This is a genomic window from Cellulomonas hominis (genome assembly GCF_005239125.1).
In the GTDB taxonomy this organism is placed as follows: Bacteria; Actinomycetota; Actinomycetes; order Actinomycetales; family Cellulomonadaceae; genus Cellulomonas; species Cellulomonas hominis_A.
On sequence record NZ_SZYE01000010.1, the window covers coordinates 17931 to 42757 of the forward strand.

General features: G+C 70.9%; 22 protein-coding genes. 12 read left to right on the forward strand and 10 right to left on the reverse strand.

The genetic code is table 11. The annotated features are described in order from the left end of the window. Nucleotides 1-88: 88 nt before the first annotated feature. The 4 genes from FA014_RS02895 to FA014_RS02910 all read right to left on the reverse strand — a co-directional run bounded on the left by FA014_RS02895 (nucleotide 89) and on the right by FA014_RS02910 (nucleotide 3073). Complete coding sequence (locus FA014_RS02895) at nucleotides 89-664, reverse strand: hypothetical protein (RefSeq protein ID WP_154728212.1); 576 nt, start codon at nucleotides 662-664, stop codon at nucleotides 89-91. An 8-nt stretch (nucleotides 665-672) separates the two neighbouring features. After that, nucleotides 673-1794: a WXG100 family type VII secretion target gene (locus FA014_RS02900; protein WP_154728213.1), complete on the reverse strand. Its 1122-nt coding sequence runs from the start codon at nucleotides 1792-1794 to the stop codon at nucleotides 673-675. After that, the gene (locus FA014_RS02905) at nucleotides 1791-2117 is read right to left on the reverse strand and encodes a type VII secretion target (protein ID WP_154728214.1); all 327 of its coding nucleotides are present in this window, start codon (nucleotides 2115-2117) and stop codon (nucleotides 1791-1793) included. The genes FA014_RS02900 and FA014_RS02905 overlap by 4 nt, the downstream gene beginning before the upstream one ends. A gap of 92 nt (nucleotides 2118-2209) precedes the next feature. Then, nucleotides 2210-3073, reverse strand: coding sequence for a nuclease-related domain-containing protein (locus FA014_RS02910; RefSeq protein WP_154728215.1), 864 nt, complete (start codon nucleotides 3071-3073; stop codon nucleotides 2210-2212). A 246-nt stretch (nucleotides 3074-3319) separates the two neighbouring features. Between FA014_RS02910 and FA014_RS02915 the strand changes: the two genes are divergently transcribed. The 5 genes from FA014_RS02915 to FA014_RS02935 all read left to right on the forward strand — a co-directional run bounded on the left by FA014_RS02915 (nucleotide 3320) and on the right by FA014_RS02935 (nucleotide 10544). Then, nucleotides 3320-4504: a restriction endonuclease gene (locus FA014_RS02915; protein WP_230322820.1), complete on the forward strand. Its 1185-nt coding sequence runs from the start codon at nucleotides 3320-3322 to the stop codon at nucleotides 4502-4504. 186 nt (nucleotides 4505-4690) lie between these two features. Next, nucleotides 4691-6640, forward strand: coding sequence for a DUF2075 domain-containing protein (locus FA014_RS02920; RefSeq protein ID WP_154728217.1), 1950 nt, complete (start codon nucleotides 4691-4693; stop codon nucleotides 6638-6640). Nucleotides 6641-6859: 219 nt separating this feature from the next. Then, nucleotides 6860-8086 carry an aldose epimerase family protein gene (locus FA014_RS02925; protein WP_195969138.1) on the forward strand — a complete coding sequence of 409 codons (1227 nt, stop codon included), beginning with the start codon at nucleotides 6860-6862 and terminating at the stop codon, nucleotides 8084-8086. 273 nt (nucleotides 8087-8359) lie between these two features. Beyond that, complete coding sequence (locus FA014_RS02930) at nucleotides 8360-9562, forward strand: DNA cytosine methyltransferase (protein WP_230322821.1); 1203 nt, start codon at nucleotides 8360-8362, stop codon at nucleotides 9560-9562. 127 nt (nucleotides 9563-9689) lie between these two features. Beyond that, complete coding sequence (locus FA014_RS02935; protein ID WP_154728218.1) at nucleotides 9690-10544, forward strand: hypothetical protein; 855 nt, start codon at nucleotides 9690-9692, stop codon at nucleotides 10542-10544. Here the strand turns inward: FA014_RS02935 and FA014_RS20995 are convergent. Continuing rightward, nucleotides 10433-11197, reverse strand: coding sequence for a very short patch repair endonuclease (locus FA014_RS20995; RefSeq protein ID WP_328288168.1), 765 nt, complete (start codon nucleotides 11195-11197; stop codon nucleotides 10433-10435). The two genes, FA014_RS02935 and FA014_RS20995, sit on opposite strands and share 112 nt — an antisense overlap. A 30-nt stretch (nucleotides 11198-11227) precedes the next feature. After that, nucleotides 11228-12265, reverse strand: coding sequence for an HNH endonuclease (locus FA014_RS02945; protein WP_154728220.1), 1038 nt, complete (start codon nucleotides 12263-12265; stop codon nucleotides 11228-11230). A 424-nt stretch (nucleotides 12266-12689) separates the two neighbouring features. On the opposite strand from FA014_RS02945, the gene FA014_RS02950 reads away from it, so the two are divergent. Then, the gene (locus FA014_RS02950; RefSeq protein ID WP_154728221.1) at nucleotides 12690-13085 is read left to right on the forward strand and encodes a hypothetical protein; all 396 of its coding nucleotides are present in this window, start codon (nucleotides 12690-12692) and stop codon (nucleotides 13083-13085) included. Nucleotides 13086-13185: 100 nt separating this feature from the next. Here the strand turns inward: FA014_RS02950 and FA014_RS02955 are convergent, their stop codons facing one another. Then, complete coding sequence (locus tag FA014_RS02955) at nucleotides 13186-13839, reverse strand: DUF6308 family protein (protein ID WP_154728222.1); 654 nt, start codon at nucleotides 13837-13839, stop codon at nucleotides 13186-13188. 162 nt (nucleotides 13840-14001) lie between these two features. Between FA014_RS02955 and FA014_RS02960 the strand changes: the two genes are divergently transcribed. Then, the gene (locus tag FA014_RS02960; RefSeq protein ID WP_154728223.1) at nucleotides 14002-14148 is read left to right on the forward strand and encodes a hypothetical protein; all 147 of its coding nucleotides are present in this window, start codon (nucleotides 14002-14004) and stop codon (nucleotides 14146-14148) included. Nucleotides 14149-14275: 127 nt separating this feature from the next. Further along, the gene (locus tag FA014_RS02965) at nucleotides 14276-14584 is read left to right on the forward strand and encodes a hypothetical protein (RefSeq protein ID WP_154728224.1); all 309 of its coding nucleotides are present in this window, start codon (nucleotides 14276-14278) and stop codon (nucleotides 14582-14584) included. 192 nt (nucleotides 14585-14776) lie between these two features. Here FA014_RS02965 and FA014_RS02970 read toward each other — a convergent pair whose 3' ends face one another. Genes FA014_RS02970 through FA014_RS02980 form a run of 3 tightly spaced genes read right to left on the reverse strand, consistent with a single transcriptional unit; the run spans nucleotide 14777 to nucleotide 19269 of the window. Further along, nucleotides 14777-16828, reverse strand: a complete 2052-nt coding sequence (locus FA014_RS02970) for an alpha-glucuronidase (RefSeq protein ID WP_154728225.1) — start codon at nucleotides 16826-16828, stop codon at nucleotides 14777-14779. Nucleotides 16829-16849: 21 nt separating this feature from the next. Then, on the reverse strand, nucleotides 16850-18241 hold the full coding sequence (locus tag FA014_RS02975) for a serine hydrolase domain-containing protein (RefSeq protein ID WP_154728226.1): 1392 nt from the start codon (nucleotides 18239-18241) through the stop codon (nucleotides 16850-16852). Beyond that, entirely contained in the window at nucleotides 18238-19269 is a 1032-nt protein-coding gene (locus FA014_RS02980) for a LacI family DNA-binding transcriptional regulator (RefSeq protein WP_154728227.1), read from the reverse strand. The genes FA014_RS02975 and FA014_RS02980 overlap by 4 nt, the downstream gene beginning before the upstream one ends. A 266-nt stretch (nucleotides 19270-19535) precedes the next feature. Here FA014_RS02980 and FA014_RS02985 point away from each other — a divergent pair, with 266 nt between their 5' ends. The 4 genes from FA014_RS02985 to FA014_RS03000 all read left to right on the forward strand — a co-directional run. Then, a complete protein-coding gene (locus FA014_RS02985) occupies nucleotides 19536-20582 on the forward strand; it encodes an ABC transporter permease (RefSeq protein WP_154728228.1) in 1047 nt (348 codons plus the stop codon). Further along, nucleotides 20576-21502: a carbohydrate ABC transporter permease gene (locus FA014_RS02990; protein WP_230322822.1), complete on the forward strand. Its 927-nt coding sequence runs from the start codon at nucleotides 20576-20578 to the stop codon at nucleotides 21500-21502. The genes FA014_RS02985 and FA014_RS02990 overlap by 7 nt, the downstream gene beginning before the upstream one ends. Before the next feature lie 55 nt (nucleotides 21503-21557). Further along, nucleotides 21558-23198: an ABC transporter substrate-binding protein gene (locus FA014_RS02995; RefSeq protein ID WP_154728229.1), complete on the forward strand. Its 1641-nt coding sequence runs from the start codon at nucleotides 21558-21560 to the stop codon at nucleotides 23196-23198. Nucleotides 23199-23281: 83 nt separating this feature from the next. Further along, a partial coding sequence (locus tag FA014_RS03000; RefSeq protein WP_154728230.1) for a GH39 family glycosyl hydrolase occupies nucleotides 23282-24827 on the forward strand: 1546 nt, incomplete at its 3' end.

Genomic DNA, 24827 nt, shown 5'->3' on the forward strand with positions numbered 1-24827 from the left:
CCTCCCGTCCTGCCGCGCCGTCGCTGTGTGCTGGGGGGAGGGTACTCCGGAGCGGCTCGGCGGCGGTGGTCCCAGGCGCGCTGGCCGGTCAGGACAGGCGGCTGGCGATGTGGCGGTCCACGTCATCGTCGGTCGGAACGCCGTACATCGGGTCGGAGAGTTGCGACCAGTCGCCGAACTCAGGCCGATCCAGCCAGAACCCCGAGACCGGGGCGTCGTGGAGCTGGACCTCCTCGCCGACCGGATTGCCGCTCTCGACGTACAGGACGGTGCCGCTGCCGTCGGGCTCGAAGCGGGCGACGGTGTGGCCCAGGGACTCGACGCCCCGGGCGTAGAACCGCGTGTCGTCCGGGTATCGGTAGTCGACGGTCGTCTCGCGCCAGAGCCGTCCCTGCCGGGGCGCGTAGTCGATCTGGCGGTAGAGGGTTCCGGCCGGCGTGAAGAAGGCGCAGCGGAAGCCCTCGCTCCCCGAGACGCCGATGATCCACCGCTGTCGCGGGCGGTCGTCCTCGAGGCGCTCGCTGGCGTCGACGACGCACAGGAACTCCTGCTGCGCGTCGTAGATCGAGCGGGCCTTCGCCTCGTCGTACCAGCCCACGCCGGGGAACGGGAGGCGCGTCTTGCTGCTCCAGCGGCCGGTGTACAGGACGTCGGACGTGCCCATATCGCTCCTCACGGATCCAGACGATAGATCGTGCCCTGCGGGTCTCGGATCAGGATGTCGAACTCGTCCGCGCGCCGGAGGACTGACTGCGGCACGCCGGACGTCTGCACCGGCACCTCGAAGACCATGTCTCCGGACAAGTTTCCGCCGATGGCGCCTGGGCGGCTTCCCAGCTGTGCCTGGTTGCCCGGAGTGTCCGCGATCCTCAGCGACCGATCCCAGGGGTTGTACTTCTGGACCATCTCGTCGATGTAGCGCTTGCCCGAGATCTCGGTGATCTCGCCCAGCTGCGTCCATCGCCGTGACACGACGACCTCGTCGGGCGAGTACGAATCGAGTCGGAACCGAGCGCCGCTCTTGGTGTTGTCGATCCACACCTCTCGCGCGACGTAGCGATCGTAGTTCTGCCAGTTGAACTGCTGGCCGCGGTGGAGCGGCCGGAGCCACTCGGGCGTCGACGAACGCGTGGCGAGTCGTTCGTACATCGCCACGCGCTCCGCGCTGAGTGCGCTCAGCCCACCGCGGCTCGCGCCGCCTCTCCCACCACCAAAGGCGAAGACGCTCGCCATCTGGAAGGACTCGGTCGTGGTGTACGCGTCGGCGTGCCAAGGGTTGTCGCTCCGGCGGAGCCAGTCCAACACGCTCGTCCCGCTAGGCCCGACCTCCGCGCAGGCGCGCAAGGTCGACGCGGTGATCTGCTCGGAGTCGGCGACGGCACGCAACGTCGAAGCCAGCCCGAGCATCGCCTGGGACTGCGCGGGCGTCGGCCCGTTGCTCGCGGAGTCATCGGGCAGGCAGCGCAGCTCGGCGAGATAGCCGTCGATGCAGACCTGCGCGCGCTCTCGGGCCTCGGCCAGCACGGATGCGTGGCGATCCAGCGCGTCCGCGGCGGCCGTGAACGTGTCCGACGCGACGATGAGGCGGGCTCGAAGTGTGGCGAGGGCCCCGGAAAAACCGTCGGCGGCCTGCCCCTCCCAGGGACCGATGTCGACCCTGCCCAGCTCCGTCGCGGCCTCGTCCAGCGACTGCGCGACCGATCGCGTGTGCGCCGCGTCGCTCTGCAGTGCGGCGGGCTCGCCGGGGATGAGATCGGCGGCGCTAGTGCCGAACCCGATCTGGAACGTCGTCACTCGAGGAGCTCGTCGAGCAGCACCGGGTCGTACTGCTGCAGCTGACGGAAGGAGTCCGCGACGGAGGCGTCGATCTCGTCGTAGGTGCCCGCGTTCTCGCGAACGCCGGCGGCGAGCTCGGCGGGTGCCTCTCCCGCGAGGCGAAGCCCCTGCGTCCACGAGTCCAGGAACGTGCGCGCGGCGGACTGGAGCGCGGCGCCGCCGTACTCGCCCGTGCGGCTGAGCGCGGCCGCCGCGGTGGGACCGGCGATGTCTCCGCCGATGGCGTCGAGACGGTCGGCGGCGGAACGGAGCTTGTCCGTGTCGACGCGCATTCCCAGCATGAAGCCCCCTGCCTGTTCACCAGCCTGAACATGCTACGAAGCAAGAGACGCCCGAGGGGCTGGTTCCGCGAGCGACTTCGACGCGGCTGGCGTCAGGCGACCGGGAAGGCGCGAGCGAGCGACGCGTGCACGGCGGTGGCGGCGTCGGTGGTGACCTCGCCCGGAGCGAGCAGGCGCTCAGCGAGCTTCTTCGGCCAGAGCACCGCCACGTCGGAGATGGCGAACGAGCCTCCAAACAGAGGCCAATCGGCGTCCACGAAGCACAGCGTGCCGTGGACGGGGACGTCCGTAAACCCGGCTCGATCCAGCGCTGTCCGCACGACCTCCAGCTGCTTGTGCATTCCCTCGACGAGAGACGTGCAGTTCCGCGAGCCGACCATCAGCTTGTGGACGCGCGGCCGGATGATCCCGCCCTCGGCGCGCAGCGCGGGACGGCCCTTGTAGCGCTTCGCGTCGATCACGTGGACGCCGGTCGGGGCGACTGCGATGTGGTCGATGTTGGCGCGCGTTCGCGGGATGCGGCGGTCGTGCAGGACGCGCACCCCGCGCGGTTCGAGGCCGTCGAGGTTGCGTCCGAGGATCTCCTCGCCGCGAGCACCGCGCGCCCATGCGGTAGTGGTGCGGGGCTCTTCGGAGATGGCAAGGATCAGGCCGCCGAGGCGCGGGTGAGCTTCCCGGATGCGCGCCTCACGCTTCGCGGAACGGCGCTCGTACTCGCGACGGGCGGATGCGCCGGCTCCCCCTGCAGACACGGGTCCCGGAGCCGCTCCTGACCCCGTGGCCGCGGGCGGCGGCTCGCCTGTGAAGCACGAGAGACAGCGGACGGTCCGTGTCGCGCGGAAGTAGGCCGCTCGCGTTCCGGCGGGCAGCTCCGCACCGCAGGCGGCGCAGGTGCCGGCGTACCGGAGGTTCAGGAGTTTCGCCTGAGGTGCATCGTCGTCACCAGTGGTGGTCATCCCGGCGACCATAGCGGCTGGCCATTCGTCGGACCGAGCAGTGACGACGACATCGCTGAGATGTCCTCGCCCGCTCAGAGAGCCACTCGAATGCAGAACAGCCAAACGGGTGACCTCGTTATGCGCGCCGCGTGCGGGCCATGACGATGTCACCGACGTCCCTGGCTGAGGGCGTCAGGACAGACGCACCGGTCGATGTCGTTTCCCGGTGCGCGAGGGGGATGACCCGGGGCGGAGAAGCTGTCGGTGACGCAGAGGTTCCCGTTCGAAGGTCATGGTTCTGCCCCGCTGATCGTCGACGCCGTCTACGAGGGTGGGACGGCCAACAACCAGGGCGATGACCCGATCAACAAGCTGCTCTCCGTCGGGAACGCGGGCGGCTTCCGGCCACTGGGGAGCATCGTCAAGCGCACGGTGAAGTACGTCGTGCTCTACACCAGCGGGGTCGACCCGGACTGGCCGGACGTGCTCGACCCCCGCACCGGCGGCTTCGTCTACCACGGCGACCAGAAGGAACCCGGGCGCGAGCTGCACGACACCCCGCGGCGGGGGAACCTCCTGCTGCGGCACCTGTTCGAGCTCGCCGAGGGCGGCCCCGAGCAGCGTGCGGCCGTCCCGCCGATCTTCCTCTTCGAGAAGGCGGTGCCGGGGCGGAGCGTCGCGTTCCGCGGTCTCCTTGCACCCGGTGGGCCGGCGATCCGCCCGGATGAGCGGCTCGTGGCGGTCTGGAAGTCGCGAGACGGCCAGCGATTCCAGAACTACCGGGCCACGTTCACGGTCCTCGACGAGGCGTCCGTCTCGCGAGCTTGGCTGGACGCGTTGCGGTCGGGTGAGGACGCGGACGCACACGCACCCGCCGCATGGCGCGAGTGGGTCGCCTCCGGTGCCTACCGGCCCCTGGTCGCGCAGCCGACGCGGCAGACCCGTGCCCGGGAGGATCAGTTGCCGAAGGACCCCGAGGGGCTGCGGATCCTGGCGGCCGTGAAGTCGTACTTTGAGGCGTCGCCCACCGCGTTCGAGGCGTGCGCCGCTCGGCTCTGGCAGATGATGGCGCCCGCCGTGAGCAACGTCGTGGTGACGCGGGCGAGCGTCGACGGCGGCCGGGACGCCGTCGGGACCTACGCGCTCGGGCCGCTGGGTGACCGCGTGGAGCTGTCCTTCTCCCTCGAAGCGAAGTGCTACGGGCTCGACAACAGCGTGGGCGTCAAGGAGGTGGCACGGCTCATCTCTCGACTGCGGCATCGCGAATTCGGAGTCTTCGTCACGACGTCCTACCTCGCGCGCCAGGCGTACTCGGAGATCCGTGAGGATCAGCACCCCGTCGTCGTGATCTCCGGCGGCGACATCGTGCAGCTCCTCCGGGAGCGGGGGTATCGGGACGTCGCGGCGGTAGAGCGATGGCTGCGGCAGGAGTTCCCGGGCGTCCGGTAGCGCCGGCCCGATCTCCAGCGTGCGGCGATTGGTGTTGGTCCAAATGGGCGGACAGTCGTTGAGCCTGATCCGCGCGTCGCGGCGCCGTCGCTAGGGTCGTGGAATCAGCGGATCGACGGACTTCCGGTCGCCGACCTCAGGACATGTCCCCCCGCGCGTCCATTCGTGCTGCCCGGGGATGTCGTCATGGAAGCGTTGCGCCGCAGTGCGGCCGAGTTGATCGCACACGCTGGCTCGGGTTTCAGCGAGATCGAACGGGCCTTGGCCGACTACCTCAGCTACCAAGGCGTGGGTCGGCCGGGCGAGAGTGAGCGTCGGTCGTGGCGGGCGTCGCTGGCTGCGCTCGCTGACGACCTTCGGGCCGCCGGGCTCCAGGACGTGGAGGTGCTGATGGAGCAGCGGCTCCCGATGACGAGCAAGCGCGCCGACGTCGTCCTCGCCGGTGTCCACCCGCGCTCCGGCGACCCGAGCTACGTCGTCATCGAGCTGAAGCAATGGAGTCGAGCACACAGCTGGAACGGCAGCCTCACGTTGCTGGACGTGGACGGCGCTCGCTACAGGCCGGTGCTGCACCCGGCGCTGCAGGTCGACGGCTACGTCGACTACCTCCGCGACTTCGTGGCCGTGTTGGCGCCGTCGCCCAAATCGGTGGTCGGAGCCGCATACCTCCACAACGCGTCCGAGGCGGGCGTCGTCGCCCTCCGCGCTCCCGGCGTAGGCGCTGCGTCAAGGCTCTTCACGGGGCAGCGTAGGACCGACTTCCACGACTTCCTCCGCTCCCGGCTTGCACCCACGTCCGGAGTTCAGGCAGCGGACGTTCTGCTCTCGTCGCGGATCGCGCCCTCGCGTCAGCTGCTGGCGGTCGCGGCCGACGAGATCCGTCAGCGCGAGCAGTTCCGGCTGCTCGATGAGCAGAGGGTCGCGTACGAGCTCGTCATGGACACGGTCCGCGCGGCGAGCCGGGAGGACGCCAAGACGGTCGTCGTCGTGGCGGGAGGGCCGGGTAGCGGGAAGAGCGTGATCGCGCTGTCCCTCCTGGGCCAGCTGGCCCGCGAGGGGCGCACGGTCACGCACGGTACGGGCTCGCGCTCCTTCACCCAGACTCTTCGCAACGTCGCTGGGAAGGGCTCACCTCGCACTCGGAACCTGTTCGCCTACTTCAACAGCTTCATGACGGCGGAACGCAACGGGCTCGACGTCCTGATCCTCGACGAGGCGCACCGGCTGCGGACAACGTCGGTGAACCGATACACGCGCAAGGAGGTCCGCGCGGTCGCACGGCCCCAGGTGGACGAGCTGTTCGATGCGGCACGGACGCCGGTCTTCCTGCTCGACCAGCACCAGGTCGTACGCCCCGGCGAAATGGGTTCCGTCCGCGAGATCCGTGAGCACGCCGAGCGCCGCGGGCTTCAGGTGCTCGAGGTGGACCTGCACGGGCAGTTCCGTTCAGGCGGCAGCGAGGCATGGATTGCGTGGATCCTGCGGCTCCTCGGACTGGAGGCTGGTGGGCCTGCCGTGTGGCCCGGCGATGATCGGTTCGCCGTCGAGGTCGCGGAGAGCCCGTCCGATCTGGAGCAACGGCTCCGCGCCAAGCAGGAAGCCGGCCTCAACGCGCGGATGACGGCTGGCTATTGCTGGCCGTGGAGCGACCCGCGCTCCGACGGGACGCTCGTGGAAGACGTGCGCATCGGTGATTGGGCGCGCCCGTGGAATCTCCGGGGAGATCGGTCCGTAGGCGGTGCCCCGCCCTCGGCGCTCTGGGCGACCGCCGACGGAGGTTTTGGTCAGGTGGGATGCGTGTACACGGCCCAGGGCTTCGAGTACTCGTGGAACGGCGTCATTCTCGGACCCGATCTGGTGTGGCGCGACGACCGATGGGTGGCTCGAAGGGAGCACAACCGGGATCCCGACTTCCGCTCGAGGAAGACCGTCGACGACGAGACGTTCGACCGGCTGGTCCGCAATGTCTACAAGGTGCTGCTCACCCGAGGGATGGTCGGCACGGTCCTGTACTCCACCGACCACGAGACTCAGGAGAAGCTGCGATCGCTGATCAGTGCGGGCAGTCGTGGTCGGGGCGAGGAGACGGGAGGGGTGCTCGAACCTGCGGGGGTGGCCGACCCCTTCGTGGGGTGAGGTCGTCAAGAGTAGGGTCGGCGGCCCTCGTCGGGACATGTTTGCGGTCGGGCGCAGAGAGTCGTTGACCGGTCGCGCGACCCGGGCCTAGCGTCGATCCCGACCGCACCGCCCCTCCGGGCCCCCGACCCCCTCCACGTCACGCGCCAGGGTCGCCGCGCCGCGGGACACCGACGTCCCAGGGGGCGGCGCCGGCCGACGTGGACAAGGGGGAGTCACATGCGCATGCGCCAACTCCGTCGCGGCCTCGTGGGCGTCGTAGCCCCGCTCGCAGTCGCCGCACTGCTCGTCTCGGGCGGTCCCGCCGCCCTGGGTGCCGACGACACCACCGACCGCTGGGGCGGTGACAAGGGCGGCGGCCACCACGACACCGCCACCATCACGTCCGAGCCGTGGGGCGCCACCGAGGACGGCACCGCCGTCGAGCGGTACACGCTCAGCAACCGCGGCATGACCGTCCGGATCCTCACCTACGGCGGCATCATCCAGTCGCTCGAGGTCCCGAACGGCCGCAAGGACCCGGTGAACGTCGTCCTGGGCTTCGCCGATCTGCAGGGCTACCTCGACAACAACAACCCGGGTCCGTACTTCGGTGCGCTCATCGGCCGCTACGGCAACCGCATCGCGAACGGCCAGTTCGAGCTCGACGGCACCACCTACCAGCTGCCGATCAACAACGACCCGAATAGCCTGCACGGCGGCTTCAACGGCTTCGACACCAAGGTCTGGACCGCGACGCCGATCCAGAGCAACGGCACCGTCGGGCTCCAGCTCAACTACCTGAGCCCCGACGGCGAGGAGGGCTACCCGGGCAACCTCGACGTCCAGGTCACCTACACGCTGACCCGCGACCAGAAGCTCGAGATCCACTACACCGCGACGACTGACGCGCCGACGGTCGTGAACCTGACGAACCACACCTACTGGAACCTCCAGGGCGAGGGCACGTCGTCGATCCTCGACCACGAGCTCACGCTGCCGGCCAGCGGCTACACGCCGGTCGACTCGACGCTGATCCCGACCGGCGAGATCGCCGACGTGTCGGGCACGCCGATGGACTTCCGGTCGGCGACGCCGATCGGCGAGCGCATCCGCGAGCCGTTCGAGCAGCTGCTGTTCGGGCAGGGCTACGACCACAACTGGGTGCTCGACCGGCCCGACGACGGCAGCCTGCAGCTGGCGGCGAAGCTCCGTGACCCGGACTCCGGGCGGACGCTGAAGATGTGGACGACCGAGCCGGGCATCCAGTTCTACTCGGGCAACTTCCTGGACGCGACGCTCGTCGGCACCGGCGGGCACGTGTACCGGCAGTCCGACGGGCTGGCGCTCGAGACGCAGCACTTCCCGGACTCGCCGAACCAGCCGCAGTTCCCGAGCACGACGCTGCGGCCGGGGGAGACGTACGACACGACGACGGTGTTCGACCTGTCGCGCGGGCGGCGGTGACCTCGCCCGGCCCCGAACGGCGGGCCGGTGAGGCGCGCCGATAGCTCGCAACGCCACCGCGACGGCGCGTTGTCCCAACTGAGATGCGCCGCACTGCCCTGCGTTTTCCGGGGGCAGTGCGGCGCCTCACACGAGCCCCTGGGCGCGGTCGAGTGTCTGAGGGCGGTCGTGTCGGAGGCAGCCCGTACAGTCGGGGGCGATCCCAGGCGCGTGGAGGTGGGCGCGCCTGAGGTGACTGACGGCTGACTCGTACCCCCACCGCGCGGAGGGCCGTTGAGCACCCACAAGATCGCCGGACTGTTCGCGGGAGTCGGCGGCATCGAGCTGGGTTTCCAGCGCGCGCTCGGCAGCGATGTCGAGACGACGCTCCTCTGCGAGTGGTGGGAACCCGCTCAGCAGGTCCTGACGACCCGCTTCCCCGACGTCGAGGTGCATCCCGACGTGCGCGAGCTGACGGATCTTCCGGCCGACACGACGATCGTCGCCGCAGGGTTCCCGTGCACGGACTTGTCGCAGGCGGGGCGAACTGCCGGTATCGAGGGCGTGAACTCGGGCCTCGTGAAGCACGTGTTCGAAGTTCTGCAGGCGGTGCGGCGGTCCGGCAGGCGCTTGCCGACACTGCTGATCGAGAACGTCCCCAACATGCTCGCCCTCAACCGAGGTCACGCCATGCGCTACCTCGTCGCGGAGATCGAGTCCCTGGGGTACCGGTGGGCGTATCGCGTCGTCGACTCGCGGTTCACGGGGGTCCCTCAGCGCCGGCGCCGGGTGATCCTCGTCGCGTCGACGGAGCTGGATCCGCGCGGTGTGGTCTTCGCGGACGACGCGGGGGTGCGGCCGGAGGATCACTACGAGAGCGGTGCCTACGGGTTCTACTGGACTGAGGGGCTTCGTGGCCTCGGCTGGGCGCAGGACGCCGTGCCGACGCTCAAGGGTGGTTCGACGCTCGGCATCGCGTCTCCCCCGGCCATCTGGGTCCCCTCCGCAGAGGCGGAGCGCCGCCTCGTGAAGCCCTCCATCGACGACGCAGAGGCCCTCCAGGGCTTCGACCGCGGGTGGACCGATGTCTTCGGTCAGGACCCGCGGCTCAGCCGGCCGCGCTGGAAGCTGGTCGGAAACGCGGTCACCGCTCATGTCTCGGAGTGGGTCGCCCGCCGCATCGCGGCGCCAGGTGACGCGATGGGTCGCGATTCTGCCTGGGAGCCTGTCGGCGCCTGGCCCACGGCCGCGTGGGGCGAGAACGGTCAGGTCCACCGTGTCGACGGGATCAGCGAGTATCCGGAGCACCGGCCCTACACCCATCTCCTCGACGTGGTCGACGCCGACAAGGCCGAGGTGCTCACGCCGCGGGGCGCCGCCGGGTTCTGGTCCAGGCTCCAGCGGGGGAATCTTGGACGGCATCCGGGTTTCCGCGAGGACGTCGCGCGGTTCGTCGAAGGAGATCGGACGAGCGAAGGTCTCGCCCGCGCGGTGTAGGTACCGGATCGACGTCCGATCGCTACGTTGGACCCGTGTTGATCGAGGCCAAGACCTGTTGCGCTCTCGCCGGAGACGCCTGATGCCGCCGCACCGTCGTGCCGCGGCGGATGATGCGTTCCCCCTCGTGGTGCCCCTGGCGGAGGCAGCGCGAGGTGGTCCCGGCGGGCTGAAGCCGGATGCGCTCACCGGCGCCCAGGCCGAGAAGAAGAACTACGCCCAGCGGTTCAGCAACGAGCTCGCGAAGGTGGTGGCCGAGAGGCTGCGCCCGCGCTATCCCCGAGCTCGGGTCACGCCCTTCGAGGACGGCAGGGGCCAGGAGTTCACGGTCGGCGCCGCCATCGACAAGAAGAAGACCGACGTGGGCGTCTGGGACGATGCCGCCGGCTTGGTGCTGGGCGTGAGCATCAAGACCTACAGCTTCCGGGACCCGTCCACCAGGAACGGTGTCACCCGCCTCGGCCGCTACCAGAAGAACGTCAAGCGCAACGACATGGAGCTGCGTGACGAGGCGGATGTGCTCCACCGGCGCCAGCCGTTCGCCGTCTTGGCTGCGTTGTTCTTCCTCCCGATCGACGCGTGCTGGGACGCCGGGACTGCGAGTAGCAACAGCAGTTTCGCCCACGTCGTCTTCACACTGCGCAAGCGGACCGGCCGCTCGGATCCGCACACCTCTCGCAGCGATCTCTTCGAGCGGGTGTACGTCGGGCTGTTCTCCGACGACGGAGCCGTGCAGTTCTTCGACGTCGCCCAGCCACCTCGGCGTAACCAGCCGCCGCGCTCGGACCAGACTTTGAGCCTCGCCGAGCTGGTGGACCGACTCGCCGACGAGGTCACGGTGCGGAACGTGGGCAGCCTTCCCGCGGACCGCTATACGCCGGACGATGCGTCGTGGAGCCCTCCGTCTGAAGCCGATGACTTCGGAGCGGAAGCCCCGCTCCTGTTCGAGGACGCGCTGGACGATTTCGACGACGGCGAGTGACGCGACGGGGAGTCCTCCTGCAGGACCGCCGCCGCGCTCGCCGGCTCGTCACCAACCGACCGGGGAGGACCAGCGGCAACCCGAACTCTCTCCACGGCCTCCGCCAGGTCTTCGTGCTCCCAGACTCGAACCACACTCCAGCCGAGGGCGATCAGATGGCGGTCGGTGTCGCGGTCGCGGGCCCTGTTCGAGGCGATCTTCTCGGCCCACCAGGCGCTGTTGCTGCGTGGGTCGGTGCCGTGCTGAGGGCAGCCGTGCCAGAAGCAACCGTCGAGGAAGACGGCCACTCGGCGTCGTGTGAATGCGATGTCGATGGTCCGCCGACGAATCCCCGGCACCGGGTGCGTGACACGGAAGCGGTAGCCAGCGGCGTGAAGCGCTCGCCGCAGGCTCAGCTCGCGCTCGTTGTCTCGACGCCGCAGTGTGCTCATCCGACGAGAGACGCCAGCCCCTGAGGATCCGGGGTGCGCCGGGACGTTGTAGGTCGGCATGACGACCATCCTCCGGCTCCGCGCAGACCCGGTCGACCGCCTCGTGGTCTCCTCGACGGGCGGGCGCCGGACTCGCTCTGGGTCCCGGTGCGTCGGGCCATCCGGCGGGCCGGTGGGATTCACGGCCAGAGCGTCGACATCTGGCGAGAGCCGCCTCGCCATGGGTGAACGCGGGCATGACACCAGGTGGTCCTAGATGGTGTCCTCGGCGCCCGCGCCTGAGAGCGTCCACTTCCACCGCACCACGTCGAGGTGCGGCCGAGGCCGTCTTCCGGGTCCCCCGAGATGGTTGATGTCGGCTCTTGTGACCCCCATCTGCGACAGGCTCGGCCCGCCGGCTCTCGGGTGCCACCTGTAGCCGTCGTCGAGACGGAGCATCCACATGTCGAAGTAACGGTGGTGATTCCTGCAGAGAGGAAGGCCGTTGTACCAACGATCGGGCCCGCGACCGAAGTCGACGACGTGGGCCGCCTCGATGATCAGAGAGTCGTGGACATCGCATGCGGCGCACTGCGTCGTGCCGCTGGCGGGGTCGGCGTAGACGCGAAGTACTTCTTGACGGAACGCCGGCTGCTCAGGTCGTGCAGGGCGGGTGTTCGCTCCAGGCCGAGGCCAAGGCTTCTCCGGGTCGTTGTCGATGGCAACCCGGTCTGGCATCGCAGGTGACGCGACCTCGGCCGCCGCCGTCGCTGGAGCGCCAGACCGATGGTCATGGTCGGCCGGGCGTATGCCGGCCGCGAAACTCTCCAAGAACAGCTCGACGTCAGGGACCGACAGAAAGTCCGCCTTGTAGTTGAATCCTGTGACCCAGCCGAAGGCGTCCATGTAGTCGGAGTACGGGAAAGCACGCGGAGGCGTGATCTTGCGGTCGAAGACGACGCTGTTGGCCCATCCGCCGTCCCCCTGCCAGTAAACGCCGACTCGCCGCGGCAGGCTGGGGTCGTTCAGAGCCACGTAGGCGACCACGTAGGCGCTCGTGACGTGCGCGATCCCGTCGATCTTCTCGATCCGCAGCGCCACATCCCCTGCAGTGAGGGGCTGGGCCGCCGTGATCACGGGAGACCTGGGCTTGAAACCCCAGAGGTAACCGTGCCCATCGGTCGGCACACGTGCTCCTCGATCTGCGAGGAAGGCGGCGATCGGACGGAGGTCGACCCGGCGGTCGAGGGCACGGCGCGCGTTCTCCGCGGAATCACCGACTTGTGTGGACATGCGGATGATCCGCGCCATGGTGACCCCGTCGAGCTCGGCTGATGGAGATTGCGATCGTCTCCGGAGTCATCGGCAGACTGCTGCGGGAGTTGAGCGCAGGAGGGTGGCGTCCACAAGAGCTGATGGGGCCGCAGCCAGCGGGTTGGACGTCGAGGCGGGTGTCGGTGGCGGCGCTCGAAGCGACGAAGGCGCCGGTGCGGGGCAGTACCAGCTCGCGATGGCCGCGCTGGCGGAGCCGCTCACCGCGCCGACGGTGCGGCCGCGGGAGGCGCTGCGGCGGCTGGACATCGTGGGGCTGCGATTGTCGGACGCGGACCGCCTCGCTACTGCGGCGAGCAAGCGGGGGACGTGACGGCCTCGATAGCCTCACCGCGTGCACGATGATGCGGATCTCCCCGGGGCGGTCGCTGACCTCACGGCCTGGTCGACATGGAAGCGGTTCGTGCCCGAGGTGATCCGCGACGCTCCTTCGGTGCCGGGCGTGTACCTCTTCCGGCAGGGCGGCGTTCTCGTCTACGTCGGCATGGCAGGGGAGCGCAGCGGGAAGGGGTTGCGCGGACGGCTGAGCATCTACGTCTCCGGGCGGGCGCCGCACAGCGGCCTGGGCAACCTCGCCCTCGAGCGGGCCCTCGCAGACCCGGGCTTTCTGCACAAGAGGCTCACGGAGGTCGAGGAAGGCGCGCCTCGTGGCGTCCAGGCCTGGGCTCGCGCCGCGGTCCAGCGAGCCGACCTGCAGGTGGCCTGGGCGACGACCGAAACCCGTGAAGGAGCAGCTGCACTCGAGCGCGCCGTTCTCGACGCGCTGGCCGACCAAGAGCTGTGGAACCGGCTCCGGTAGTCCGCGAGCGCCACAGGGTCACACGGAAGCGCGCATCGTTCGCATCCACGTCATCTCGATCTCGCTCAGCTGCGGTCGCCCTGGGACTGCGGTTCCGGGTTCACTCATGGTCGACCTCGACGTTGCCGCTTCCCGTCATCCAAGCGAGGACGTCGAAGATGCGAAGGACTGAGATGTCGGGGACGCCGGCGCGATCACGGACCTGCGTGAGGTGGCGTTCGTTCGCGCCTCTGTCCGCGATGAGCCAGGCGTGCAGCGGCTTCCATAGGTCTCCCTTGATGAGGGAGAGCTCCCGGTCGACCACCGTGTCGTAGACGGGGACGAGATGCGGTCGCTTCCGCGCCAGGAGCTTGGACGCTGTGGTCGGGCCGATGCTCTCGATGGTGCGGAGCTCCCGGTAGAGGGCGCGCGGTGCCCACGTGTCGCCGAGGTCGTCGACCGTGAGCTCGCCGAGGCGGACATGGGCCGGGATGGCGCGGAGCAGCTCGGTGAGGCGGTCTGATCGTCTGAGGAGGAGCTCGATGGCGGCGCCACCCTCGACGCGGACGGACAGCATGGACACGGCGACGAGGTCCTCGGCGGTGAAGACATCGGCGGTCTCAGGCCGGTCGCCGCCTCCGCCCAGGCGTTCGAAGTACGCACCAGTGAAGCCACCTTCGCTACGGGAAGCGAAGTACCGGCGAACCACCTCGGCGGCTTGGTCCACCCGGGTAGGGCTCAGCAGGGACGCCAGCCGGGCGCTCAGCGTGATCACGGTGCGACCGTAGAGGACCGACGTGCGCCACGAGCGCGTTTCGGCGAAGGGCACGATTGGCCCTGGGTGGTCCTCGCGCCGACCGTGGGGTGAGTGCGCCGGACGGGTGGCGTACCGGTGGATCCCGCACACCGCCACCCCACCTCTGCTTCGCTCACCCGTGTGACCGCCGTGATCACCCCCGCCGCCCGCGCACTCCTGACCGCCGCCTACCCCTGGCAGATCTTCTCGGCGGATATCCGGACCCTGCTGCCCGACCCTCTCCCGGACGCCGATGAGCGGCGCTGCCGGGCGGGGGTGCCGTCGTGAGCTTCGGCTCGTGGCAGGGGTGGGCGCCCGGCGACGGTCGAGCGGCGGCGCGAGCCGCCGCCTGGTTCGCGCTCCAGCCGGTGATCGCCGTCGAGCCGCGGCGCTACGGGTAGCGGGTGGTGATGCGATGATTTCCCCGCGCCGAGGGCAGCGGGCTGCGCTGCACCTGCTGTGGACGCTGCCGCTGGCGGCCGCCGTCGCCTTCGTGATGGTCGGGGCCGCCGTGTTCGCGTGGTGCGGCGTCTGGGGCTGCGAGCAGCGCAGCCCGAGCGATGCCACGCCCGCGGTCATCGGCCTCCTCGCGGCCGGCCTGGTGATGGGACTGGCGGTCGGGCTGGTGCCCTGGACCGAGCGGCGGGGGATCAGCGCCGCGGTCGCGACGACAGTCGGGCTGGTCGCCACCACCGGCGCGGCGGTGTACGCCAGCGCCCTCTGACGACCGGTCGACCCATCACCCGACTCGACGCGTCCGCCCCCCCCCGCGACGCCCGTCAGAAGCGGCTCGGCACCTCTGGACGCCGCCCCGACCAGGCTCGGCGGGTCCACTCGCTCCCCGGCCGCTGCGTCCACCGCGTACGCACGCTCAGGACGTCGTTCGCCTCCGCCGGGGTACGCCGCGTACCCCGGCTCAGTACACGACCCGCCCCGACGCGTCCTTGACCCCGGACTTCCGCCAGAAGTAGCTCCGCACCTGGTCCCGCCACTCCACGGCCGACGCCCGCTGCACCTCCAGCCGCTCCCGCACCCGCGCGTCGAAGTCGGCCGGCACCGCCCCGCCCACGAGGTCCGCTAGCGACCCCCACGCAGCCTCGGCCGCGTCGAGCCCCTCGACCGCCTCGGCCCTCGAGTCGTAGATGTGCTGGATCACGGTCTTCCCCGACCGGAGCACGTGGGAGTACGGCACGTGGTGGAAGAACAGCAGCAGCTCGTCCGGGCAGGTGTCGACGGACTCGTAGGTCTCCCGCCACGGCGACGGGAACTGCCCCGCGAACCCGGTCCCGGTCGCCACCGTGCGGTCGACCCCGATCCCGTCCCGGTCGGCGAAGTGGTACGTCCCCCACCGCGAGTACTCGTACCCGTCGACGGACGGTCCGCCGTGCGTGCCGGGGTCGACCATGAACCCGACGCCCAGCGGCGCGGTGTACCCCTCGTACCGCGCCCACGAGCCGTCCATGACCTCGTGCAGCACCGACCGGATCCGCGCCAGGTCGTCAGCACCGGCCGAGGCGAACGTCAGCGCGATCCACTCGTCCAGCACGTCCTCGGCCGTGAGCGTCGAGTCCCACGCCAGCCGCCCGAACGCGTACAGGTTCGCCTGCGCCAGCGGGTGCCCGGTCCAGAACGCGTCGTCCCCGACGTTCGACACCGCGGCCACGCCGCCGGCCGGCGCCGAACCGCCGCCCCCGCCGACGATCGACGCCACCGCCCGCGAACCGTCCAGTGGGAACCGCAGGTACTCCCGCCACGCCGGCGCGAGGTAGCAGACGTGCCGCTGCTGCCCGGTGTACTCCTGCGTGACCTGCAGCTCGATCGCCAGCCGCGTTCGGGGCATCGCGGCCAGCACGGGGGAGAGCGGCTCGCGCACCTGGAAGTCCATCGGCCCGTGCTTGACCTGCAGCACCACGTTGTCGGCGAACGTCCCGTCGAGCGGCGCGAAGTGGTCGTACGACGCCCGCGCGCGGTCGGTGGTGCGGTCCCGCCAGTCCTGGTGGTGGTTGTAGACGAACGCCCGCCACAGGACGGTGCCGCCGTGCGGGCGCACGGCCGCGGCGAGCATGTTCGCGCCGTCGGCGTGGCTGCGGCCGTAGGCGAACGGGCCGGGCTGGCCCTCTGAGTCGGCCTTGATGAGGAACCCACCGAAGTCCGGGACCGCGCCGTAAACGCGGTCCGCGGTCGACGCCCACCAGGACGCGACGGCCGGGTCCAGCGGGTCCGCCGTCTCCAACCCGCCCAGCACGCGCGGCGACCCGAACGACACCGACAGGAAGATCCGGATCCCGTACGCCCGGAACACGTCGGCGATGCGGGCGACGTCGCCGAGGCCGTCCGTGAGCAGGCGCGCCTCGTGGGCGTGCACGTTGACGTTGTTGATGCCGACCGCCTCGACGCCGGTCGCGGCGAGCAGCCGGGCGTAGTCGCGGACCCGGCTCAGGTCGGCGCGGACCGCGCCGTCGGCGTAGAAGATCGAGCCGCCGGCGTAGCCGCGCTCGATCTGGCCCATCACTGGGTGCACGGTCATGTTGTCCCAGTGGTCGAGCATGCGGAGCGGCTGCTCGGGGGCGCTCGTCGTCGTCCCCAGCGCGGGCACCATGCCGAGCATCCGCGCCACCGCCTCCTCCCGGGCCAGCGCGTACAGCCCGCGCAGCGTGGCCGGGCCGTCGGCACCGAGCAGCACCGTGCGGTCGACGGTCCGGACGATCGCGTGGCCCCCGGCGGGGACCTCGGGGAGCGCGTCGAGGCCGACCGACGACGGCGACGCGACCGCCCCGACCGGCGCGACGACCAGCCGCGCCTCGACGGGCCTCGGACCCCCATCACCGGACGACAGCTCCGAGCGGACCGTGTCGAGGCACGGCCCGGCGCCGAGGACGGCGGACGGCAGCGCGCGCAGCGGGGCCAGGGCCGCGTCGGGCAGCCAGGCGGGGTGGACGGTGACGGCGACGGCGTTGTCGGGGGTCATGGCTCCGGGTGGGGTCGACGGTCAGGACGGTCCCCGCGCCGGTGCGGCGACCAGCGGCGGGACGAGGAGGGTGGCGAGCGTCGGCTCCCACAGCGGCGCGGTGTGCCAGCGGGCGGACAGCGCGCCGTCGGGGGCGCGGGTGACCAGCAGGCGGTGCGGCGAGGCCGTCGCGACGAGGTGCGCGCGCACGGTGCCGTCGGGCAGCCGCTCGGCGCGGCCCGCGACGGGGACGATGCCGTCGGGGACGGGGTCGCTCGGGGCGCCGACGGCGGTGTCGCCCGGGCGGAGCTCGAGGGACCCGCGGCTCCACGCGCCCGGGCGCAGGTCGACGCCGCCGCCGGGCTGGCCGTCGCGGGCCGGGATCGTCAACCGCCAGCCGGCGGCGGCGGGGCCGTCGTCGTCCAGCGTCCACCCCGCGACGTCGAGCGCCGGGGCGTCGGACGCGACGTACCGGTCGCGCACCGCCCACGAGTCGCGCTCCGCGACACCGCCGAGCGGCGCCCCCGACGAGTCGGCAGCGGCCGCCACCAGCCCCCACAGCACGTCGAGCACCCGCTGCGTGTCCATCGCCGACCCCTGGTACGCCACGACGACCCCGGACTCCGGCACGACGAGCGTGAACTGCCCGTACGCCCCGTCCATCCGGTAGCCGTGCCGGCTGCGCCAGACCCCGTACCCGTACCCCAGCGCCCAGTCGTCGTGGGCGGTGTCGGGCTCGGGGCCCTGGTGGTCCTCGACGCCCGTCTCGGCCGTCGGCACGAACGTCGTCGCCATCGCGTCGACCGCGGCCGCGGGCAGCACCCGTGTCCCGTCCGGCGCCACACCCCCGGCCGCCAAGGCCATCCCGAGCCGCGCCTGGTCGTCGACGGTGAGGTGCAGCCCCGAGAAGCCCTGCTCGACGCCGGCGAGCGACCGCCACCACCGCGGCCCGATGCCGAGCGGGTCGAGCAGCCGCGGCCGCAGGTACGCGGTCGGCTGCTCCCCGGCGACGGCGTGCACGACGCGGCCGAGGGTGCACGTGGCGGGGGAGGAGTACGCGAACCGCATCCCGACGGGGTGCTCCGGCGGCGTCGAGAGCAGGACCGCGGGGTCGGCCGGCATCACGGCGGTCTGCTCGCGGCTGTGCCCGGTGGACATGGTGAGCAGGTGCCGCAGCGTGAACCCGTGCGGGTTCGGCAGGTCGAGGTGCCGGTCGACGGGGTCGCCCAAGCCCAGCCGCCCCTCGGACTCGAGAAGCAGCACGGCCATCGCGGTGACCGACTTGGACACCGAGTACACGAGCCCGGCGCGCTCCGCGTCGTACGGCGCCCAGGTCGCGCGCGCCAGGACGGTCCCGTGGCGGGCGACGACGAGCGCGTGCGGGTCGAGCCCGTCCAGCGCGTCGAGCGCCCCGCCGAACCCGTCCCAAGTCACGACCGACCCCCGCCCGGGGCAGGCGGCGCCGTCGACGCCCGGATCACCAGCTCCGTCACCAGCTCCACCCGCGTCGACGGCGGCTCCCCGCCCGCGGCGAGCGTCAGCAGCATCCGGGTCGCCATCGCGGCCATCTCCCGCAGCGGCTGGTGCACCGTGGTCAGGCCGGGGTCGATCCACTGGCTGATCGGCAGGTCGTCGTACCCGACGACGGACAGGTCGTCCGGCACCCGCAGCCCGAGCTCGCGGGCCGCCCGCAGGACGCCGAGCGCCTGGTAGTCCGACCCGGCGAACACGGCGGTCGGGCGGTCGGGGCCGGCGAGCAGGTCGAGCGCGTGCCGGTAGCCGCTCTCGGCGTCGAACGCGCCCCACCGGATGAGCGCGGGGTCCCACGGCACGCCGACCTCGTCGTGCGCGCTGCGGAAGCCGTCGACGCGGGCGCGGGAGCACAGCATGTCGTCCGGCCCGGAGATCGCGGCGATCCGGCGGTGCCCGAGCGCGAGCAGGTGCCGGGTGCCGGAGAGGCCGCCGTTCCAGTTGTTGGAGCCGACGGTCGGTACGCCGGCGGGCGGCTCGCCCTGGGTGTCGACCACGGCGAACGGGATGTTCCGCGACTCGAGCTGGTGCCGCTGCTTGGCGTCGAGCCCGGACAGGACCAGGAGGACGCCGAGCGGCCGGCGGGCCATCACGTCGTCGATCCACTCCTGGGTGGGGCGGTGCGCGCCGCCGAGCTCGGACAGCACGACGCCGACCCGCTCGGGGCCGCAGACCCGCTCGACGCCCTTGATGATCTCCTGCGCCCACAGGTTGTCGGCGGCGTGGAACACCAGGTCGAGCAGCCGGACGCCGGCCCCGGAGGCCCGGGTGGCGACGGGCTTGCGGTAGTCGTGCCGTTCGAGCGCCGCCTCGACGCGGGCGCGGGTCGCCTCCGAGACGTCGGTGCGGCCGTTCAGCACCTTCGACACGGTCGGGATCGACACGCCCACCTCGCTCGCGATGTCGGCGATCGTCGTGCGGCCTCTCGGCATGGCTCCCCTTCGAAACTGTCGCTGTCGGAGCAGCGGTTCCCGACTGTAGCGCACGCCTCGTGCCCCGCGGCAGCCCTCGGGGGATGGTTGACGGAGGCGGTGAGACGCCCCTACGGTGCGGGTGAAACAGTATCGGTGTGAGCAGCGCAACTTTCGAAACCTGCGCAGCCCGCCGCACCCACGACGGAGTGGACCGACATGAGCGACGCAGCACCTCCCGTCCGGCGCGACGCGCGCCGGACGGCGCCCGCGCACGGCGGTGGCGCATGACCGTCCAGGGCCCGGAGATCACCACGCCGGCGCCGGTCCCGGCGGGCCCGGCCGGCCCGGCGGCGGAGCTGACGCCGGCCGCGGACCCGGCCCGCGCCGCCCGCGCGCCCCGCCGCGCCCGGCGGTCCCGCGCGAACGGCAAGCTCCCGTGGCGCACCGCGCTGCGCAAGGACTGGCAGCTGTACTCGCTCGCGGTGCTGCCGCTGATCTTCTTCGCGGTGTTCCGGTACACGCCGATGCTCGGCAACGTCATCGCGTTCCGGAAGTTCCGCGCCGGCGGCAACATCTTCGGCGAGGAGTGGGTGGGGTTCCGCTACGTCGAGATGTTCCTGTCCGACCCGACGTTCTGGATGGTCTTCCGGAACACCCTGGTCATCGGGGCGCTCACGCTGCTGTTCTGCTTCCCGCTGCCGATCGTGCTGGCGCTGCTGCTGAACGAGGTCCGGTCGCGGGTGTTCAAGCGGTTCGTGCAGTCGGTGTCCTACCTGCCGCACTTCCTGTCGATCGTGATCATCGCCGGCATGCTGTTCCAGCTGCTCTCGCTGGAGGGCACGGTGAACCAGGTCGTCACGGCGCTGGGCGGGGACGCGGTGCCGTTCCTGCAACGTCCCGAGTGGTTCCGCGCGGTGTACGTGTCGAGCGAGGTCTGGCAGACCGTCGGCTGGGGCACGATCCTCTACCTCGCGGCCCTGACCACGGTCGACGAGAGCCTCTACGAGGCGGCGCGGATCGACGGCGCGAACCGGTGGAAGCAGACCTGGCACATCACGCTGCCGGGCATCCGGCCGACGATGGTCACGCTGCTCATCCTCAACATCGGCACCTTCATGGCGGTCGGGTTCGAGAAGGTCCTGCTGCTCTACAACCCGCTGACCTATCCCACGGCCGACGTCATCTCGACGTACCTGTACCGGGTCGGCCTGGTGTCCAACAACTTCTCGTACGCGGCGGCCATCGGGCTGTTCGAGTCGATCATCGGCCTGACGCTGATCCTCTCCGCGAACGCGATCTCGAAGCGAGCGGTGGGAGCGAGCCTGTGGTGACGACCGTCGAGACTTCCGCGGGCCCGCTGCCCGCGCGCACCGGCAGCCTGCTGCGGGAGACCCGCGGGTACAAGGTGTTCCGGGCGTTCAACGTGGTGGCGCTGCTCGGCGTCGTCGCCGTGACGCTCTACCCGTTCCTCATGATCATCGCGCGGTCGTTCAGCTCGGACACCGCGATCCGGTCGGGCCAGGTGAACATCTGGCCGGTCGGGTTCAACCTCACGACGTACCAGCTCGTGATGAACGACGCGATGTTCTGGACCAACTACAAGAACACGGTGATCTACACCGTCGTCGCGACGGCGATCGCCCTGGTGCTCACCACCTGCTACGCCTACGTCATCTCGAAGCACCACCTGCGCGGCCGCTCGGTGCTGATCGGCATCGCGGTGTTCACGATGTTCTTCAACGGCGGTCTGATCCCGAACTACGTGCTCATCACGAGCCTCGGGCTGAAGAACTCGCTGTGGGCGATCGTCCTGCCGAACGCGATCAGCGTGTTCAACCTGCTGGTGATGAAGGCGTTCTTCGAGAACCTCCCGCTGGAGCTGGAGGAGGCCGCGCAGATCGACGGCCTCGGCACGTACCGGATCCTGTGGAAGATCGTCATCCCGCTGTCCAAGGCGGTGATCGCGACGATGCTGCTGTTCTACGCGGTGAGCTTCTGGAACTCCTGGTTCGCGGCCTTCCTCTACATGGACAAGTCCGAGCTGTTCCCGGTGACGGTCTACCTGCGGAACCTCATCGCGGGGTCGTCGACCGCCCAGTCCACCGGCGCCGCAGCGGCCGACGTCGCACAGGTCTCGGCCAACATCCAGTCCGTGACGATGGTGCTCACCGTCCTCCCGATCCTCTGCGTGTACCCGTTCGTGCAGAGGTACTTCGTCTCGGGGGTGATGCTCGGCTCCGTCAAGGGCTGACCGCCTTTCCCCTTCCCCGCCACGAACGACGATGTTCGTCACGAAAGGAATGCCCATGTCCCAGCGCACGCGGGCGCGCGGCCTCGCCGCCGCCGCCGCTCTCGCCCTGGCCCTGACCGCCTGCTCCGGCGGGTCCGAGAACGACGAGGAGAGCTCGGGCCTCGACAACCGGACCGGGGCGATGGAGGACTACGCCGCCGGCGACCAGTTCACCGCGACCGAGCCGCTCACCTTCTCGATGCTGTTCTCCGACCACCCGAACTACCCGTCGCAGGACGACTGGTTGCTGTGGTCCGAGATCACCGAGCGCACGAACGTGACGCTCGACCCGACGCTCGTGCCGATGTCCGACTACGAGCAGAAGCGCAGCCTGCTGATCGGCGCCGGCGACGCCCCGTCGATCATCGCGAAGACCTACCCGGGCCAGGAGGACGCGTTCGTGTCCTCCGGCGCGATCCTCGCGGTGTCGGACTACGTCGACCTGATGCCGAACTACCAGCAGAAGGTCGCCGACTGGGGCCTCGAGGCGAACATCGACCAGCTCCGCCAGGCCGACGGCAAGTACTACGTGCTGCCGGGCCTGCACGAGGCGCCGTGGCAGGACTACACGATCGCGATGCGCACCGACGTGCTCGCGGACCTCGGGCTCGACACCCCGACCTCGTGGGACGAGTTCCGCACCACGCTCGAGGCGATCAAGGAGGCCCGCCCGGGCGAGTACCCGTTCTCCGACCGGTTCTCCGAGACCTATCCCGGCGGCAACCTGCTCAACATGGCCGCGCTCGGCTTCGGCACCTCCGCCGGCTGGGGCTACAACAACGCGACCTGGGACGGCGACGCCGAGGAGTTCGTCGCCACCGCCGCGATGCCGGAGTACAAGGAGATGGTCGAGTACTTCCACGACCTCGTCGCCGACGGCCTGATGGACCCCGAGAGCTTCACCCAGGACGACGACAGCGCGATCCAGAAGTTCGTCACCGGGAAGTCGGTGGCGATCGGCACCAACGCGCAGAGCGTCGTCAACGAGTACGAGCCCGGGCTCGCGACGAACGATCCGGACGCGACCGTCGCGAAGATCCCGTTCCCCTGCGGGCCGATCGGGTGCGTGCTGAACCCGGTCACGCAGATCGAGAACGGCCTCATGATCAACGCCGACGCGGCCGACTCGCCGGACTTCGTCGCGATGATGCAGTTCATCGACTGGCTGTTCTACTCGGACGAGGGCCAGGAGTTCACCAAGTGGGGCGTCGAGGGCACGACCTTCGAGAAGGCCGCTGATGGCACCCGCACCCTCGCCGCCGACGTCGACTTCGTGGGCCTCAACCCGTCGGGCACGAAGCACCTGCAGAAGGACTTCGGCTTCTCGGGCGGCAACTTCGCCTACGGCGGCGCGACCGAGCTGCTGTGGTCGACGTTCTCCGACGCCGAGGTCGCGTTCCAGGAGTCGATCGCCGACTACGACATGATCGACCTCGCGCCGCCGGCCCCGCTGGACGAGGTCGAGAACGAGCAGCTCACGCTCATCGACACCACGCTCCGGGACGCGGTCTCGCAGGGCACGATCCAGTTCATCCTCGGGCAGCGCGACCTGTCCGAGTGGGACACGTTCGTCGCCGACCTGGAGAGCAAGGGCGCGACGCAGTACGTCGACGTCGTCAACGGCGCGCGCGACCGCTACGTGGCCGACAACGGCTGAGCCCTCGCCGTCGTCCCGGGCGCACCGCCCTCGCGCCCGGGACGGCGGCGAGCTTCGTCCCCACCCCCGACCGGAGAGCCACCATGACCAGCACCGGCGCACCCGCCGCCGTCGTCGTCCCGTCCCAGCCCGTCGGCACCCTGCCGCCCGCGTGGCGCGCCTGCGTCGGCACCGGCCGTACCCGCGAGGTGCTGCACGCCGACTACCGCGACTCGCTGGCGGTGGTGCAGGACGAGATCGGGTTCGGCGCCACCCGCGCGCACGGCATCCTGCACGACGACATGGGGCTGGTGCAGCCCTGGTCGCACGGCGGCCGTACCGGGACGCGGTACGGCTTCGCGTACCTCGACTTGGTGGTGGACACCTGGCTCGACGCGGGGATGGCGCCGTTCCTCGAGCTCGGGTTCATGCCCGCGGCGCTCGCGTCCGGGGACCAGACGGTGTTCTGGTGGCAGGGCAACGTGACGCCGCCGCGGGACCACGACGAGTGGGCCGACCTGGTGCGGGCGCTGCTGCGGCACCTGGTCGACCGCTACGGGATCGAGACCGTCCGCACCTGGCCGGTCGAGGTGTGGAACGAGCCGAACCTGCCGTTCTTCTGGCAGGGCGCCGACGAGGCCGCCTACCACCGGCTGTACGACGCGACCGCGCGCGCCGTGAAGGAGGTCGACGCGGACATCCCCGTCGGCGGGCCCGCGGTGTCGCCCGGCGCCGACGACTGGCTGCCGCGGTTCGCCGAGCACGTGGCCGACGCCGGCGTGCCGTGCGACTTCGTCAGCAAGCACGCGTACACCTCGGGCCCGGCGGAGCACGTGCCGTTCGGGACCTACCAGACGCTGCGGCCGCCGCAGGACCTGCTCGACCAGCTCGCGACGCCGCGGTCGCTGCTCGCGGGCACCGCGCTCGACGGGCTGCCCGTGCACATCACCGAGTTCTCCTCGTCGTACCGGCCGGACAACCCGATCCACGACACCGCCTACCAGGCCGCGTACCTCGCGCCGGTGCTCGCCCGCGGCGGTGACCTGGTCGACTCGTTCTCCTACTGGACGCTCTGCGACGTGTTCGAGGAGGTCGGCATCCCGACCGCGCCGCTGCACGGCGGGTTCGGGCTGCTCGGCCACCGCCAGCTGCGCAAGCCGGCGTTCCACCTGTACGCCTTCATGGCCCGGCTCGGGTCCGCGGTGCTGGCGCGCGGCGACGACCACCTCGTCACCCGGCACGCCGACGGGCGCATCACCGCGCTGCTGTGGCAGCCGCTCGACGGCATCGCGACCGCCGAGGCGGGCCACCGGATCCGGCTCGACCTGCCGGGCGCCGGACCCGCGGTCGTCACCGAGCGGCACGTCGACGCCGAGCGCGGGAACGTGCGCACGGCCTGGCAGGCGATGGGCAGCCCGCTCGCCCCGGACCACCGGGCGCTCGCGGACCTGCACGACGCGTCGGTGCCGGCGCTGACGGTGCGCCGGGTCGCGGCCGACGCGGGGCGGTGGGTCGTGGACGTGGCGCTCGGGCGGCACGGGATCGCGCTGGTCGAGGTCGCCGGGGCGCCGGACCAGGCGCCGGCGTGGACGGACGACGCGCGGCTGCTGGGGGCCGGGGCGGGCACCGGGGCGCCCGCGGCCGCCGGCG

Bases quoted from the DNA above. Each gene is read 5' to 3' on its own strand.
- FA014_RS02895 (WP_154728212.1), bottom strand. From the start codon at position 664: ATGGGCACGTCCGACGTCCTGTACACCGGCCGCTGGAGCAGCAAGACG.
- FA014_RS02905 (WP_154728214.1), bottom strand. From the start codon at position 2,117: ATGCTGGGAATGCGCGTCGACACGGACAAGCTCCGTTCCGCCGCCGAC.
- FA014_RS02910 (WP_154728215.1), bottom strand. From the start codon at position 3,073: ATGACCACCACTGGTGACGACGATGCACCTCAGGCGAAACTCCTGAAC.
- FA014_RS02920 (WP_154728217.1), top strand. From the start codon at position 4,691: ATGGAAGCGTTGCGCCGCAGTGCGGCCGAGTTGATCGCACACGCTGGC.
- FA014_RS02925 (WP_195969138.1), top strand. From the start codon at position 6,860: ATGCGCATGCGCCAACTCCGTCGCGGCCTCGTGGGCGTCGTAGCCCCG.
- FA014_RS20995 (WP_328288168.1), bottom strand. From the start codon at position 11,197: ATGGCGAGGCGGCTCTCGCCAGATGTCGACGCTCTGGCCGTGAATCCC.
- FA014_RS02945 (WP_154728220.1), bottom strand. From the start codon at position 12,265: ATGGCGCGGATCATCCGCATGTCCACACAAGTCGGTGATTCCGCGGAG.
- FA014_RS02965 (WP_154728224.1), top strand. From the start codon at position 14,276: ATGATTTCCCCGCGCCGAGGGCAGCGGGCTGCGCTGCACCTGCTGTGG.
- FA014_RS02970 (WP_154728225.1), bottom strand. From the start codon at position 16,828: ATGACCCCCGACAACGCCGTCGCCGTCACCGTCCACCCCGCCTGGCTG.
- FA014_RS02980 (WP_154728227.1), bottom strand. From the start codon at position 19,269: ATGCCGAGAGGCCGCACGACGATCGCCGACATCGCGAGCGAGGTGGGC.
- FA014_RS02985 (WP_154728228.1), top strand. From the start codon at position 19,536: ATGACCGTCCAGGGCCCGGAGATCACCACGCCGGCGCCGGTCCCGGCG.
- FA014_RS02995 (WP_154728229.1), top strand. From the start codon at position 21,558: ATGTCCCAGCGCACGCGGGCGCGCGGCCTCGCCGCCGCCGCCGCTCTC.